At 58.6% G+C, this 14,676-nt stretch carries 13 protein-coding genes; 8 read left to right on the forward strand and 5 right to left on the reverse strand.

Going from position 1 to position 14,676, the window contains the following annotated elements:
- Positions 1–61: 61 nt before the first annotated feature.
- The 3 genes from MTP36_RS10960 to MTP36_RS10970 all read right to left on the reverse strand — a co-directional run bounded on the left by MTP36_RS10960 (position 62) and on the right by MTP36_RS10970 (position 4,251).
- Entirely contained in the window at positions 62–1,303 is a 1,242-nt protein-coding gene (locus MTP36_RS10960) for an aminopeptidase (RefSeq protein WP_249250337.1), read from the reverse strand.
- 90 nt (positions 1,304–1,393) lie between these two features.
- Positions 1,394–2,785, reverse strand: coding sequence for an alanine/glycine:cation symporter family protein (locus tag MTP36_RS10965; protein WP_055185379.1), 1,392 nt, complete (start codon positions 2,783–2,785; stop codon positions 1,394–1,396).
- 131 nt (positions 2,786–2,916) lie between these two features.
- Entirely contained in the window at positions 2,917–4,251 is a 1,335-nt protein-coding gene (locus MTP36_RS10970) for an MATE family efflux transporter (RefSeq protein WP_249250346.1), read from the reverse strand.
- A gap of 346 nt (positions 4,252–4,597) precedes the next feature.
- Between MTP36_RS10970 and yfcE the strand changes: the two genes are divergently transcribed.
- The 3 genes from yfcE (at position 4,598) to MTP36_RS10985 (ending at position 7,478) form a co-directional block, all read left to right on the forward strand.
- Entirely contained in the window at positions 4,598–5,143 is a 546-nt protein-coding gene (yfcE, locus tag MTP36_RS10975; RefSeq protein ID WP_154265347.1) for a phosphodiesterase, read from the forward strand.
- Positions 5,144–5,416: 273 nt separating this feature from the next.
- Positions 5,417–6,370, forward strand: a complete 954-nt coding sequence (gene pyk / locus MTP36_RS10980) for a pyruvate kinase (RefSeq protein ID WP_249250348.1) — start codon at positions 5,417–5,419, stop codon at positions 6,368–6,370.
- A 175-nt stretch (positions 6,371–6,545) separates the two neighbouring features.
- A complete protein-coding gene (locus MTP36_RS10985) occupies positions 6,546–7,478 on the forward strand; it encodes a carbohydrate kinase family protein (RefSeq protein ID WP_249250349.1) in 933 nt (310 codons plus the stop codon).
- Positions 7,479–7,642: 164 nt separating this feature from the next.
- On the opposite strand, the gene MTP36_RS15970 is transcribed toward MTP36_RS10985, so the two are convergent.
- Positions 7,643–7,771 carry a hypothetical protein gene (locus tag MTP36_RS15970; RefSeq protein WP_256466512.1) on the reverse strand — a complete coding sequence of 43 codons (129 nt, stop codon included), beginning with the start codon at positions 7,769–7,771 and terminating at the stop codon, positions 7,643–7,645.
- Positions 7,772–7,841: 70 nt separating this feature from the next.
- Here MTP36_RS15970 and MTP36_RS10990 point away from each other — a divergent pair, with 70 nt between their 5' ends.
- Both MTP36_RS10990 and MTP36_RS10995 read left to right on the forward strand, forming a co-directional pair.
- Positions 7,842–8,972, forward strand: coding sequence for a sodium ion-translocating decarboxylase subunit beta (locus MTP36_RS10990; RefSeq protein ID WP_015538182.1), 1,131 nt, complete (start codon positions 7,842–7,844; stop codon positions 8,970–8,972).
- A 13-nt stretch (positions 8,973–8,985) separates the two neighbouring features.
- Complete coding sequence (locus tag MTP36_RS10995; RefSeq protein WP_015538181.1) at positions 8,986–9,114, forward strand: hypothetical protein; 129 nt, start codon at positions 8,986–8,988, stop codon at positions 9,112–9,114.
- A 95-nt stretch (positions 9,115–9,209) separates the two neighbouring features.
- On the opposite strand, the gene MTP36_RS11000 is transcribed toward MTP36_RS10995, so the two are convergent.
- Positions 9,210–10,040: a helix-turn-helix domain-containing protein gene (locus MTP36_RS11000; RefSeq protein ID WP_242983446.1), complete on the reverse strand. Its 831-nt coding sequence runs from the start codon at positions 10,038–10,040 to the stop codon at positions 9,210–9,212.
- A 215-nt stretch (positions 10,041–10,255) separates the two neighbouring features.
- On the opposite strand from MTP36_RS11000, the gene MTP36_RS11005 reads away from it, so the two are divergent.
- The 3 genes from MTP36_RS11005 to bilR are packed head-to-tail and all read left to right on the forward strand — an operon-like array spanning position 10,256 to position 14,359.
- Positions 10,256–11,644: an MFS transporter gene (locus MTP36_RS11005; protein ID WP_249250358.1), complete on the forward strand. Its 1,389-nt coding sequence runs from the start codon at positions 10,256–10,258 to the stop codon at positions 11,642–11,644.
- A 3-nt stretch (positions 11,645–11,647) separates the two neighbouring features.
- Positions 11,648–12,403 (forward strand): alpha/beta hydrolase family protein, encoded by a 756-nt coding sequence (locus tag MTP36_RS11010; protein WP_249250360.1) that lies wholly within the window; start codon positions 11,648–11,650, stop codon positions 12,401–12,403.
- Positions 12,404–12,433: 30 nt separating this feature from the next.
- Complete coding sequence (bilR, locus tag MTP36_RS11015; RefSeq protein WP_249250362.1) at positions 12,434–14,359, forward strand: bilirubin reductase, long form; 1,926 nt, start codon at positions 12,434–12,436, stop codon at positions 14,357–14,359.
- Positions 14,360–14,676: the final 317 nt, after the last annotated feature.

Consider the following 14,676-nt stretch of genomic DNA (forward strand, 5'->3'; position numbering starts at 1 on the left):
CTCTTGCGATTTATGCAAGCATTTTCGCAATTTTTTTGCAGTTGCGCGCCCTTTGGGGTTTTTACAGCACCCAGACGCCGTTTTCAAACAGCGACACGGTGCGGCCGTCGCGGCATTTACCGGTGATGCGGCTGTCCTCTGCACCGATCATCACGTCCTCGTGCAGGGAGGAGTGGTTCATGCCGCGGGCTGCCAGCTCCTCCTTGGAAAGGCCGGTGCCGCCCACGGTGGTGCCGGGGTAGCTGTCGCCAAAAGCGATGTGGCAGGCGGCGTTCTCGTCAAACAGGGTGTTGTAGAACAGCTTGCCGCTGCGGTTGATGGGGCTGGAGGCGGGCACCAGTGCCACCTCACCGATGTGGCGTGCGCCCTCGTCGGTGTCCAACAGCTGACCCAGCAGGTCTGCGCCCTCATCGGCGCCGTGCTCCACCACCTTGCCGTCCTTGAAGGTGACGTGGAAATTCTTGATGAGCTGTCCATTAAAGACGTAGGGCTTTGTGCCGTAAACGATGCCGTCCACCTTATCCTTATGGGGCGCGGTGAACACCTCCTCGGTGGGGATGTTGGGCAGGAAGGGCACACCCTTCTCGTTTTTGCTGCCGGCGCTCTCCCACACGGCCTGTTCCGCCAAACCCACGGTCAGGTCGGTGCCGTTGGCGCTTTCAAAATGCACGCTTTCCAGATCCAAGGCGTTCATCTTTGCGCCCAGCTCATTCAGGCGGTCCAGATGCTTCTGCCACTCCCCTACCGGGTCGCCGCCGGTCACACGGCAGGTATCAAAGATCAGCTTCCACTGTGCTTCAATGGCGGCGGCAGTGTCCAGCTCCGGGAACATCTTCTTTGCCCACGGCTCGGCGGGCAGAGCGGCGATGGACCACTGCACCCGGTCGTTCATGGTGTACTCCCGCCACGGCTGCATAAAGCTGCGGTTCGCGCTGTTCACCCGGCTGATCTTGGCACCGTCCAGCCCGGCAAACAGTTCCGGGTCGTCCGCGATGAGGTGCAGCACGCACACACCGCCCTCGCTCTCGGCGTAGTCCAGATAGCGGCGCAGCTGCCAGCCCTTGTGGTCGGTCAGGGCGTCCTCGCTGCCCAGCTCCATGCGGATGCGGGTAACGGCATCATCCTGCCAGTTCACCTGCACGTCCCGCGCACCGGCTTCGTAGGCGCTGCGCACGCACAGCCGTGCCAGCGGCGCACCCTCCAGCGGGCAGTTGATGATCAGGGTCTGTCCCGGCTGCGGGTTCACACCCACCCGGACGATAAAATCTGCATACTTTTGCAGTAATTCGTTAAAGTTTTCCACGTTAGAACCTCCTGTGGTGCATAGCCACCGTTGTTTTTTCTCAGTATACCGCGTTCCGGCGTTTCTGTCCACTATGGGCAGAGCTGCCGCTCACCCTTCCGATTCAAAAAAGGCGCGGGTCATCTGCACCACCGTGCCGGAAAGCAGCAGCAATGCAATGAGGTTGGGAATGCTCATCAGGCCGTTGAAGGTGTCGGCGATGCTCCACAGCAGACCAAGATCCATGGTAGCGCCCAGAATGGCTACCAGAGCATACACCACAAAGAAGGGGCGCGCCACCTTGTTGCTCTTGCACAGGAACACCAGAAAGCGGGAGCCGTACAGACCCCAGCCGATGATGGTGGAAAAGGCAAAGCAGCACAGCGCCACGGCAGTAAAGATAGACGCCCAGCCGCCGTAGGTGGTGGTAAAGCCGGAGATGGTCAGCTCAGCACCCGCCGCTGCGCCGTAGCTGACCTGGGTGCCGCTGCACAGGATGACCAGCGCGGTCAGGGTGCAGATGACAATGGTATCGGCAAACACCTCAAAAATACCGAACATGCCCTGCTTGACCGGCTTTTTGGTGTCGGCGCAGGCATGGGCGATAGAACCGGTGCCAAGACCTGCCTCGTTGGAAAAGATGCCGCGGGAAACACCCTTTTGCATACTGACGAACAGACTGCCGATGGTGCCGCCGGTAAAGGCAGCGGGGTTAAACGCACCCGCCACAATGGATTCCAGCACATAGGGCAGGCGGGAGAAGTTGAGCACCACCACGCCCACCGACAGCACAATGTAGAACAGTGCCATAAAGGGCACCAACTTCTCGCTTACGCTGCCAATGCGCTTGATGCCGCCCAGCAGCACCAGCGCCACCAGCACCGCCACAAGGATGCCCACGATGAGGTTGAGGGTGGGCAGAAAGCTGCCGCCCACCAGCCCGTATTCCAGCAGGGCGGTATCCACTGCTGCCACGATGGTATTCACCTGCGTTGCGTTGCCGGTGCCGAACACGGTCAGCACGCCGAACAGCGCGTACAGCACGGCCAGAAACTGCCAGCGGCGGCCAAGGCCGTTTTTAATATAGTACATCGGGCCGCCCACCCACTCGCCGGTGTCGCTGCGCTCCCGGAAATGCACGGCCAGCGTCACCTCGGCAAACTTGGTGCACATACCCAGCAGCGCAGAGCACCACATCCAGAACACGGCACCCGGGCCGCCGATGGCGATAGCGCCCGCCACACCGGCAATGTTGCCGGTGCCCACTGTGCCCGCCAGTGCGGTGCACACCGCCTGAAAAGGGGTCATGGCACCGTCCGAAGCATCCCGCTTGCGGAACATCCGTCCAACGGTGGTGCGGATGGCGTAAGGGAATTTGCGGATCTGCAAAAAGCCCGTGCGGACACTGAGCAGCAGCCCCACGCCAATGATGCACACCATGGCGGGGATGCCCCAGATAAAGCTGTTCACCGCCTGATTGACGGCGGCAATGGTCTCGATCATATACTTCCACATCCTCTGTAATATCTTGCGCACTGACAGTTTTTGTCAAAACACGAAAATTATTTTACCGTACTTTTCCCGTAGTGTCAATGAAAAATAGGGACGTTATGTAACGCCCCTATCAGAAATTCTTATTTTTTATGTGTGACCGCCCTGCGGTAAACGATGCCGGAGACCACCGCTGCCAGCACTTCGGTGATCCAGAAGGCGTGCCATGCGCCGTCTGCGCCCAGCCAGTTACACAGCAGTGCAGCCAGCGGCATGATGAAAACGACGTACCGGCACAGGGCGATGACCAGCGATTCTGCGCCCTTGCCCAGCCCCTCCAGTGCACCGGAAGCGGTGGTGGAGACTGCCGAGATGACAAAGCCGATGCTGATGATGCGCAGTGCGGTCTGTCCGGCGGCGATGGTTTCGGGGTTCTGGGTGAACAGCCCCATCAGCTGCCCGGAAGCAACCTGACAGATCACCGTGCCCGCCGCCATGATGGCAGCGCTCATGAGCAGGGTCAGTTGGAACAGCTTTTTCACCCGGGCGTGCTCCCGCGCACCGTAGTTATAGCCAATAAGGGGGCGCATTCCCTGCACGAAGCCGTTGGCGGGCAGGTACAAAAAGGTCTGCAATTTATAATAGATGCCCAGCACCACCACATAGCTCTGAGAAAAAGCCGCCAGCAATCCGTTAAGGAAGGTGACCAGCAGTGAGGGCAGCGCCAGATTCAGGATGGCCGGAATGCCGATGGCGTACAGTCTGCCGTCCAGCGCCGCGTCTGGGCGCAGGCAGCTGCGGCGCAGCCGCACCGGCAGCTCGGTGCGCAGATAGACCACAAGATAGACCACCACGCTGAGCATCTGACCGATACCGGTAGCCAGTGCTGCGCCTGCAATGCCCATGGCAGGCACCGGCCCCAGCCCGAAGATGAGCACCGGGTCCAGCAGAATATTGCACACGCAGCCGGTGATCAGCGCGACCATGGACACCTTCATGCGGCCCACCGCCTGAAAGGTCTTTTCAAAGGCCAGCGAGGCCATGTTCACGACCAAAAACAGGAACACGATGGTGGAATAGGTGATGCCGGCGGCGATCAGCGCCTCGTCCTGCGTAAAGCGGCGCAGAAAGCCGGGCATGATGGCAATGCTGACCGCCATCATCACCACGCCGTGCACAAGGCTGAGCACAAAGCCGTGGGTGGCGGCTATCTCGGCCTTTTCGCGGTCGCCCGCGCCCAGATACAGCGCGATCATGGCGTTGATGCCGATGCCAAAGCCGATGGCAATGGCATTGGAAAAGTTCTGGATGGGGAACACCAGACTTAACGCGGTCATGGCGTCCTCGCTGATGCGCGCCACAAACAGGCTGTCCACAATGTTGTAGAGGCTGTTCACCAGCATGGAGATCACGTTGGGCAGCGCCATCGAGAGCAGCAGCGGCAGCACCGGCTTCTCCTTCATAAAAGTTTCGTTCATTGAAAAAATTCACCTGCTATCTGTAAAAAGTAAAAATATGGCGGGCACAGCATCGGCTTGCAGACGGTTTCCGGCGCACAAAAAAGCCACACAATGACCCTTGTGAGGTCATTGTGTGGCGAAAAGTAGCAATATTGCTGTAAAAATCCACACGGTTTTTATGATCGCGGCAGCTGTCCGCGATATGCAGCCTGCGCACTTGCGCACTGCAACTCCAGCAGAATACCACATCCTCAGCGGCATGTCAAGGGGTTTTGGCGCGAAAGTATGACTTTTGTAATCACTTGACCATTTTTACAGCAGGCGCTACAATAAGGCAAACCGGCTCTGAGGGAGGACATTGTATATGAAATGGATGATCGCATCAGACCTGCACGGCTCCTATTATTATGCGCAGCAGCTGCAGCAGGCCTTTGAACGGGAGCAGGCCGACCGCCTGCTGTTTCTGGGAGACCTGCTCTACCACGGCCCCCGCAACGACCTGCCCCGGGATTACGCCCCCAAAAAGGTGATTCCGCTGCTGAACAGCCTTGCGCCCAAGCTGCTGTGTGTGCGCGGCAACTGCGATGCCGAGGTAGACCAGATGGTGCTCAATTTCCCGGTGCTGGCGGATTACGCCGTGCTGCCGGTGGGGCAGCGGCTGGTCTACGTCACCCACGGCCATGTGTTCAACCTGAACCATCTGCCGCCCCTTGCCCCGGGGGATATTTTGCTCCACGGTCACACCCATGTGCCCGCATGGACAAACTTCGGGCAGGGGAACCTTTACCTGAACCCCGGCTCCGTGAGCATTCCCAAGGAAAACACCGCCCACAGCTACATGACCTTGGAGGGAAGCACCGCCTGTTGGAAGACCATGGAGGGCGCGTGCTACCACCAGCTGCAGTTGTGATAATGTTGTGATATTCCTTTTTTTGCCTGCAAAAGCCCTTGACGAAATGCCCGAAATGCTGTAAACTAAGTACAACCTTTAAAAATAGAGGGAGCTGTAAGCTTTGTACTGAACGCAGGCGGTGCACAGTGTAACAGTAAACCCCATAAGGCATCATAAAAAGGCACCGGAGGCTTTGCATCAGCTTCCGGTGTTTTTTTATGCGCAGCCGGGCTATCTTTTGCTGCGCGGTCATGCTACAATAGAAAGAAAACGCGAATTGCAGGAGGAATTATGGATTTTTACGGAACCATCGGCCCTGCCTGTGCCGATGTAAAGCTTTTGCAGCAGATGGTGGAAGCCGGCATGACCGGCATCCGCATGAACCTTTCTCATGGCCCGCTGGCAGCGCACAAGGACTGGCTGGAGATGCTGCATAAAGCCGGGGTCAAAAAGCTGCTCATTGATTTGCAGGGGCCGGAATTGCGCATCGGTCGTCTGCCGCAGCCGCTGTCCCTGACCGCCGGGCAGACCGTGCGTCTGGGCGCGCAGGGCATCCCCTGCCCTGCTGCACTAGTACAGGGCGTGCAGCCCGGGCAGGAGCTGCTGCTGGATGACGGCAAGCTGCTGGCACGGGTGGACGCTGTGGAGTCGGACGCGCTCGTGTGCACCGTAGTGCGGGGCGGCGTGCTGCAAAGCCGCAAAAGTCTTGCAGCACCGGGGGCAAACATCCAGATGCCCACCCTGACCACCGAGGACAAGGAGAACCTTACCATCGCCGCCGGTTGCGGCGTTACCGGCGTGATGCTGCCCTTTGTGCGCGGCGCTGAAGATATCCGCAGCCTGCGGCAGGCACTGGCAGAGGCCGGTGCGCCGCAGCTGAAAATTCTTGCCAAAATTGAAAACCTTGCGGGCGTGCAGGCACTGCCGGAGTTTTTGCCGCTGGTGGATGAGGTGGTCATTGCCCGGGGCGACCTTGGCAACGCCATGCCCCTATGGGAGCTGCCCCGCTGCCAGAAGCAGCTTTCTGCCGCCTGCCGGGCAGCCGGGGTGCCCTTTATGGTGGTGACCCAGATGCTGGACAGCATGCACACCCGGGCGGTACCCACCCGCGCCGAGGTGAGCGACATCTACAACGCCGTACTGGACGGCGCATCCAGCCTGATGCTCACCGGCGAGACCGCCGCCGGGCAGTACCCGGTGCAGGCCATGGAGTATCTGGTGCGCACCGCCCGCACGGCGATGTAAGAGGAAGAATTATTTTTTATTTGGGCTTCCGAAAAGTCTGCGGACTTTTCGGAAGCCCTTTTTCACGGAAAGGGGTCGTGACCGAGAGATATTTTTCCGCAAAAGGATAGCATCTTTTGTCTGCTTCCTGTATAATACAGGTAAAATCAACTGAAGTCAGAAAGGTTTATCGTTTATGGGCATCGTAGTCATCGGAGCTGTTTTTGTGGACATCAAGGGCTATCCCCTTTCCACCTATATCCCCGGCGGACGCAACGCCGGACGCATCGAGCAGGTACACGGCGGCGTGAGCCGCAATGTGGTGGAGGATATCGCCAACGTGGAGCTGCGCCCCACCTTTGTGGGTCTGGTGGACGACACCGGTATGGGACAGGACGTCATCGACAAGCTGGCAAGGCACAAGGTCAACACCCGCTTTATCCAGAAAAAGCCGGACGGCATGGGCACATGGCTGGCCATTTTTGACAACGATGGCGATGTGCACGCCGCCATCTCCAAGCGGCCGGACACCACCCCGCTGACCGGTCTGCTGCAGGAGCAGGGCGACGCCATTTTTGCAAACTGCGATTCCATTGCGCTGGAGCTGGACCTCGAAAAAGAAACGGTAAAGCAGACCCTGCGCTACGCTAAAAAGTACGGCAAAAAGGTGTTTGCCGCAGTCTCCAACATGAGCATCGCCATGGAGCGGCGGGATTTTTTGCAGCAGATCGATTGTTTTGTATGCAACCAGCAGGAGGCCGGGCTGCTGTTCTCGGACGACTACGACCACCTCTCCCCGGACGAGATGTGCCGGGTGCTCACGGGCAACGTGCGCAGCGCCAACATTCCCAGCATGGTGGTGACCATGGGCGGGCAGGGCGCGGTATACGCCTGTGCAGACGGTGACTGCGGCATCGTACCCGCCAAAAAGGTGGACGTTATGGACACCACCGGTGCGGGGGACGCCTTCTTTGCCGGCACGGTCATCGGCCTGACCTACGGCAAAACGCTGGCAGAATCCTGCGAGATCGGCAGCCGTCTGGCCGCTTCGGTCATCTGCATCACCGAGAACGTCTGTCCCCGCTTCCGCCCGCAGGAGTTCGGGCTGGATGTGCCGGTGGTGGATTAACGGTTTGGAATGGTCTCCGCTGCGCTCTGACCATTTTCAGCGGAAAAATTATTTATATTTTGCCAACCGGGAAAATCTGCGGATTTTCCCGGTTGGCCTTTTCACGGTTGGATTTTTGCGAAAAACCGCATTTTCCCCCTTGACAGAAGCGGCAGTTTCTGGTATCAATAAAAATGATAAAGGGGAGTAAAGGGCAGCCCGCCGGTCAAGGCTTTTTCCGGCAGGCCGCTGCATGGCAGCGTCATCACGGCAGCAATGCCCGATGTCATGTGTTCGCTTGAGACTTTTGTCACAGATCTTACGCTGTGGCAAGGGTCTTTTTTCTTGCCGCAGCATCAGAACAAAAGGAGGCAGAAAAACAATATGAATTTCTGGAACACATTCGCCGCGCTCTTTTCAAATTTCGGGGCGCTGACATGGCAGATGGTGGTCATGTGGGGCATCGGTGCCCTGCTCATTTACCTTGCCATCGTCAAAAAGATGGAGCCCAGTCTGCTGCTGCCCATGGGGTTCGGTGCCATTCTGGTCAATCTTCCCGCATCCGGTGCCATCACGCAGGGAGACACCGTTGGCCCCATCTCTGCCCTGTTCGAGGCAGGTATGTCCAACGAGCTGTTCCCGCTGCTGCTGTTCATCGGCATCGGTGCCATGATCGATTTTGGCCCGCTGCTGGAAAAGCCGTGGCTCATGCTGTTTGGCGCAGCGGCACAGTTCGGCATCTTTTTCACCCTGTTTCTTGCCGGGTTCTTCTTTGATATGAAGGACGCCGCGTCCATTGCGGTCATCGGCGCAGCGGACGGCCCCACCGCCATTTTTGTGGCAAACACCCTGAAATCCCAGTATCTGGGCGCAATTATGGTGGCAGCTTACAGCTACATGGCGCTGGTGCCCATCGTGCAGCCGCCGGTCATCCGTCTGCTGACCACCCAGAAGGAGCGCCGCATCCGTATGCCCTACGAAAAAGGCAACGTCACCCAGCTGACCAAGATCCTGTTCCCCGTTGTGGTCACAGTGGTCGCCGGTCTGGTAGCCCCGGCCAGCGTGGCGCTGGTAGGCTTTTTGATGTTCGGCAACCTGCTGCGGGAGTGCGGGGTGCTGAACTCCCTGAGCGAGACCGCCCAGAACGTGCTGGCAAACCTCATCACCCTGCTGCTGGGTCTGACCGTTGCCGGGCAGATGACCGCCGACAAGTTCGTCCGGCCGGATACTTTGCTCATCATGGCGCTGGGTCTTGTGGCCTTTATCTTTGATACTGCTGGCGGCGTGCTGTTCGCTAAGCTGCTTAACCTCTTCCTGCCCGAGGGCAAAAAGCTGAACCCCATGATCGGCGCGGCAGGCATTTCGGCCTTCCCCATGAGCGGACGCGTGGTCAACAAGATGGGTCTGGCCGAGGACAACCAGAATTTCCTGCTGATGTATTCCATCAGCGTCAACGTTTCCGGGCAGATCGCATCCGTCCTTGCCGGCGGACTGATCCTTTCCCTGATGGCTTAACGGAGGTGCCTTTATGCTTCATCTTTCTTCCTGGATGACCACCCTGCCCATGATGCTCATCGGCATGACCGGTATCCTGCTGGTCATCGGCTTTCTCGTGCTGGTTGTGATGGCGCTGAACTGCCTCACCCGCCGCAAGTAAAAGAAAAAATAGGATAAGCAAGCCGCCCGGGAGGATCTGCGGATCTTCCCGGGCGGCTTTTTTCACAGGCGCAGACGGCGCTGCTTTTGCCGGCTTCATCCCCGGGCGTCCTGCCGGGTGGTATGGAAGTACTCCTTGGGGGTCATGCCGTACTCCTTTTTAAAGGCGCGGAAAAAGTGGTTGTAACCGCCAAAGCCGCTGGTCTTGTACACCTCGGTGATGGGAAGCCCCTGCTCGATGAGGGTGCAGCAGCGGTCTAACCGCGCCTTTACGATATAGCGGTGCACCGTCTGCCCGGTCTGGCGTTTAAATTCCCGGGCAATATGTTCCCGGGAGACGAAAAACTCCTTTTCCAGCCGCTCCAGCGTCAGCTCCTCGGTAAGGTGCGCCTGAATAAACAAAAACACCTCATCCAGCATCAGGTGGTGGCGGCTGACCGATGCGGTGTGGAACTCCGCATGGATGCAGGCGCGCAGCGCCAGCACCACGAACATCTGCAGAATACCGTGCTCGAATACCGCTGCGCCGAACTGGGTGCGCTCCTGCGGGAGCATCAGCAGCTTCCGGGCAAGGTTTTTCAGCAGCATATAGATCTGGCTGTCCGGGCGGACGGCTACCTGCCGGAAGGGCACCACGTTGAAGCTTTTTTCAAGGTCGGTGTCCGCGTCCGAAAGCTGCGCCAGCGTCTGGGGAGACAGCTGCACCCGAATAAGTTCCAGCGGGCCGTAAGCACCGGCGTATTCCAGCCTGCCGCCCTGACCGGGCTTGAAGATGATGAGGTTCTGCTGCTGTGCGGGCAGCACCACCTCGCTGCACCGGAACACACCACTGCCCCGCATGACCAGAAACAAATCATAATACGCGCCGGAATAAAATTCCCGGACGGCGCTCTGCTCAAAAAAATAACGCTTGACTGTATAGTTCACCAAAAAAACCTCCGTGAAACTGTCATGTGTAACAGATTGTTGTACACAACAGAAAAGTACAACTGTTATAATTGCATAATACATCAATTTGTGATAGTTTTCAATCATTTTTTGGATATGTATTGATGGAAATTTAACGTATAATGCAAAGTGTAGAAAAGAGACTTGTGCGAAAAGTCTCGTGGTTTCACTGTTTTTAAGGAGGATAAAACACAATGGACCAGAAAAAGACCGTCCGACCCTTCTCCATGAAGGACAAGATCGGCTATACACTGGGCGATCTGGGCTGCTGCTTTACTGAGCAGTACCGCGCCATGTATCTGTCGATCTTCTACACCCTGATCCTGCAGGTCAACCCCTTCCATGTGGGTATCCTGCTGCTGGTCACCAAGATCTGGGACGCCGTGAACGACCCCATCATCGGCGCGATCGTGGACTCCCGCAAGGCCACCAAGGGCGGCAAGTTCATCCCGTGGATCCGCGCCTTCTCCTTCCCCATGGCAGTGCTGTGCATACTGGGCTTTGTCAATGTGGGCAACATCAACTACGGCCTGCGTCTGGCCTACATGTTCGTCACCTACGTTCTGTACGAGGCACTGTACACCTGCGTCAACGTGCCCTTCGGTACCCTGTCCAGCGTGATGACCGATGATGTCAGCCAGCGCACCGCACTGTCCCGCTACCGCAGCCTTGGCGGCACCATCTTCATGACCGTCATGGTCATGATCGGCCCCCTGTTCCTGTATGTGGACAACAAGCCCGTGGCTGGCCGCTTCCTGATGCTGGCCTGCATCTGCGCTATGCTGGGCCTGCTGTGCCTGCAGATCACCTGCGTGTGGTGCAAGGAGCGCGTGGAAGTGCCCGAGCGTCCGCAGGGCGAAAAGCTGAACTACCTGCACGTGCTCAAGGAGATCTCTCACAATAAGGCTCTGCTGGGCGTTATGTTCTTCAGCCTGACCGGCATGATCGGTGCTTCCGTGGTCAACGGTCTGAACACCTACCTGTATAAGGACTTCTTCGGCAACGTTAAAATTCAGGCTGTCTCTGGCATGCTGAGCGTGCTGTACGCTGTGCTGTCCTTTGCCATCACCCAGCCTCTTGCCAACAAGTTCGGCAAGAAGGAGTGGTGCTGCATGGGCGCCGGCTTTGCCGCCATCGTGTTTGGCATCCTGTTCTTCTTCCCCGTCCATAACCCCGTGGCCTTCATCGTCATCAACGGTATCTGCTATCTGGGCGCTTCCGGCATGCAGGTGCTGATCTGGGCTATGGTCAACGACGCCATCGACTACCACGAGCTGCAGACCGGCGAGCGCAACGAGGGCATCGTTTACTCCACCTATTCCTTCTTCCGCAAGCTTGCAAGCGCCATTTCCGGCAGCCTGTCCAACTTTGTGCTGGGTGCCATCGGCTACAACGTGACCGCAGGCGCTGTGCAGACCGCAGGCGTTGTGAACGCCATCTGGAAGAGCTACACCGGCGTCTACTTCCTGGGCTACGGCATTGCAGTTGCCATCCTGTTCTTCGTCTATCCCCTGACCAAGCAGAAGACTGCCGAGATGCTGACCGAGCTGAAGACTCGCCGCGCCGCAAAGGAGAGCAAGTAAACCATGAAGATCTTACAGGTTCAGTTTAAAAACCGCAATGGCCACACCCTGCGCGGCATCGTGACCCTGCCCGACACCGAGGGCAAGGTACCCTTTGTGGTGCATCTGCACGGCTTTGCCGGCAGCTGCAGCGGCTACAAGTCCATGTACACTCACCTGTCCCGCGCTCTGGCAGCGCAGGGCATCGGCAGCGCCCGGTTCGATTTCTACGGCAACGGCGAGAGCGACGGCGAGTTCGAGGATATGAGCTTCGACGGCCTGCACACCGATGCACAGGATATCTTTGCATGGGCCGCTGAGCAGCCCTATGTGGACAGCGAAAAGCTGTTCCTCTCCGGCCAGAGCATGGGCGGCTACATTGCCGCTTCCTGCGCACCGGTCATTCAGCCCCACGGCCTGATCCTGCTGTGCCCGGGCGCCGGGATGTGGTTCGGCTGCGCACAACGTGCCGACGGCGTTGTGCAGACCGGCAGGGACTACACCGACATGGAGGGTCTGTGCTACAAGATGGCCTTTAACTACGAGATGGCCAAGCACCCCGACCCCTTTACCGAGGCCAAGGGCTACAACGGCCCGGTGCTGCTGCTGCGCGCCGACGATGACCGTCTGGTGGACGAGGGCACCTGCAGCCGTTACGCACAGGTGTACACCGCACCCGAGGTGGACACCATTGCGGGCGGTGGCCACAACTTTGCCACGCTGGCAGCCCGTGCCGCCGTGGAGAAAAAGACCGCAGCATTCATCAAAGCAAATCTGTAAAGCAAAGCGTATCTGCAAGGAGGCTTTTGTATGGAAAACGTAATTCTGCAGCCCATCGAGGTGGGCGGACAGACCTTTAAAAACCGCATCATGTTCCCCCCGCTGACCACCGGCTACGAGAAAAACGGCATGATCAGCGAGCAGGACATGGGCTTCTACACCCGTCTGGCAAAGGGCGGCGTGGGCTACATCGTTATGGGCGATGTGGCACCCATCAACAGCTTTTCTCCCACCCCCAAGCTGTTTGACGACAGCCAGATTCCTGCCTTCAAGGCACTGGCCGACAGCGTACACGCCTACGGCACCAAGCTGGGCATCCAGATCTTCCACCCGGAGTACGATGTGGACGCCATCAACAGCCTGTTTATGCAGAAGAAGTTTGACGAAATGCGTCAGCGCCTGCATCATGACATGATGTTCTTCACCGATGAGGTCACCGAGGAGATGCTGATGGCTATCATCGATAAGATGTGCGCCTGCGCAGTGCGTGCACAGAAGGCCGGTGTGGACGTCATCCAGATCCACGGCGACCGCCTGAACGGCTGCCTTTGCTCCACCCGCATGAACCACCGCACCGATAAGTTCGGCGGCAGTCTGGAGAACCGCGTCCGCTTTGCCCGCATGCTGACCCGCGCCATCCGCAAGGCTGTGCCGGATATGGTCATCGACTACAAGCTGTCCATCGTCACCCCGCAGCGCGGCAAGGGCGGCATTGACGAAGCCGACGCCGTGCAGTTTGCCCAGTGGCTGGTGGAGGACGGCGTGGATATGTTCCACGTTGCCCAGGCCAACCACACCGGCAACATGGCCGACACCATTCCTCCCATGGGCGTACAGCCCTACGGCTTCTTCGTCAAGATCGCCGGGGACATCAAAAAGGCCGTCAATGTGCCGGTCAGCGCCGTGGGTCGTATCGTGGACGCCGACATGGCTGCGCGTGTCATCGAGAGCGGCATGGCCGACATAGTTGCCATGGGTCGCCCGCTGCTGGCAGACCCCGACTGGGGCACCAAGATCGCTGCCGGGAAGGCCTGCGATATCCGCCGCTGCATCAGCTGCAACAAGGGCTGCACCGATGCCATCCAGAACCGCCAGTTCCTCTCCTGCGTGCTGAACGCGGAGAACGGCTACGAGAACACCCGCAGCATCCAGCCCGCAGCACAGAAAAAGAAGATCGCCGTCCTCGGCGGCGGCCCTGCCGGTCTGGAAGCCGCCCGTGTGGCAGCGTTGCGCGGCCATGACGTGACACTGTTTGAAAAGACCACCACTCTGGGCGGTCAGCTGAACATTGCCTGCGTGCCTCCCCGCAAGGAGGAGATGCGCCGCGCCACACAGGACCTGATCCACGCGGTCTGCAACGCCGGTGTGCACCTGTGCATGGGTCAGACCCGCACCGCCGAGCAGCTGAAGGACGCCGGTTTTGAGGCCGTCATCAACGCTGTGGGCGCACACAGCGCCGCACCCCGCATTCCCGGCATTGACAGCGTGAACGTTGCCGACGCGTGGAAGGTTCTGGCGGGCGAGCAGCAGGTATATGGCACGGTTGCCGTCATCGGCGGCGGTATGGTGGGCTGCGAGACCGCAGAGTATCTGGCTGCCCGCGGCTGCAAGGTGTCCGTTATCGAGATGATGGACAAGATCGCCGCAGGCGAGAGCACCACCATTCTGCCCACCCTGCTGGAAAACTACAAGACCTACGGCGTGGAGCAGTACCCCAGCCACAAGGTCAAGGAGTTCCGCATGGATGCCGTCGTCTGCGAGAACAAGGACGGCGCAGAGGTGACCATCCCCTGCGATTACATCGTACTGGCCATGGGCGCACGCTCCAACGCATTTGACGCTGCTGCGCTGGAAGCTGCCGGTATCCCGGTGTATTCCATCGGCGATGCCGCCGGTAAGGCTGCAGATATCTCCAACGCCATCCGCACCGGTTACGATACCGCCTGCCAGCTGTAAAACAAAAAAATATCGTTTTATTTGTGGGTCAGAAACGTCTGTGGGCGCTTCTGACCCACTTTTTTTACCCTCTCAGGCAAAGCCGTCAGGGTTTTGCCTTGCCCTCTCAGGCGCTAACGCGCCAGATTCCCCTTTTTGTCACCTACGGTGACATCTTCCCCCGGAGCGGGGGAAGTCTTTCCTCAAAGGGAGAGCCAAGGTTTAAAGTCCGTTGCTAAAGTATTAGGCGCAATGAGGAAGCTTCCGGTGGTGCTCTTGCCTCTCCCTTTGGGAGAGGTGGCATCGCGCAGCGATGACGGAGAGGGCGCACGTCGCTG

The organism is Faecalibacterium sp. I4-1-79 (assembly GCF_023347235.1).
GTDB classification, from domain to species: Bacteria; Bacillota; Clostridia; order Oscillospirales; family Ruminococcaceae; genus Faecalibacterium; species Faecalibacterium tardum.

Coding starts and splice junctions, on each gene's coding strand:
- MTP36_RS11005 (WP_249250358.1), top strand. CDS start 10,256: ATGGACCAGAAAAAGACCGTCCGACCCTTCTCCATGAAGGACAAGATC.
- MTP36_RS11010 (WP_249250360.1), top strand. CDS start 11,648: ATGAAGATCTTACAGGTTCAGTTTAAAAACCGCAATGGCCACACCCTG.
- MTP36_RS10985 (WP_249250349.1), top strand. CDS start 6,546: ATGGGCATCGTAGTCATCGGAGCTGTTTTTGTGGACATCAAGGGCTAT.
- MTP36_RS10995 (WP_015538181.1), top strand. CDS start 8,986: ATGCTTCATCTTTCTTCCTGGATGACCACCCTGCCCATGATGCTCATC.
- pyk (WP_249250348.1), top strand. CDS start 5,417: ATGGATTTTTACGGAACCATCGGCCCTGCCTGTGCCGATGTAAAGCTT.
- MTP36_RS10990 (WP_015538182.1), top strand. CDS start 7,842: ATGAATTTCTGGAACACATTCGCCGCGCTCTTTTCAAATTTCGGGGCG.
- MTP36_RS10965 (WP_055185379.1), bottom strand. CDS start 2,785: ATGATCGAGACCATTGCCGCCGTCAATCAGGCGGTGAACAGCTTTATC.
- yfcE (WP_154265347.1), top strand. CDS start 4,598: ATGAAATGGATGATCGCATCAGACCTGCACGGCTCCTATTATTATGCG.
- MTP36_RS10970 (WP_249250346.1), bottom strand. CDS start 4,251: ATGAACGAAACTTTTATGAAGGAGAAGCCGGTGCTGCCGCTGCTGCTC.
- bilR (WP_249250362.1), top strand. CDS start 12,434: ATGGAAAACGTAATTCTGCAGCCCATCGAGGTGGGCGGACAGACCTTT.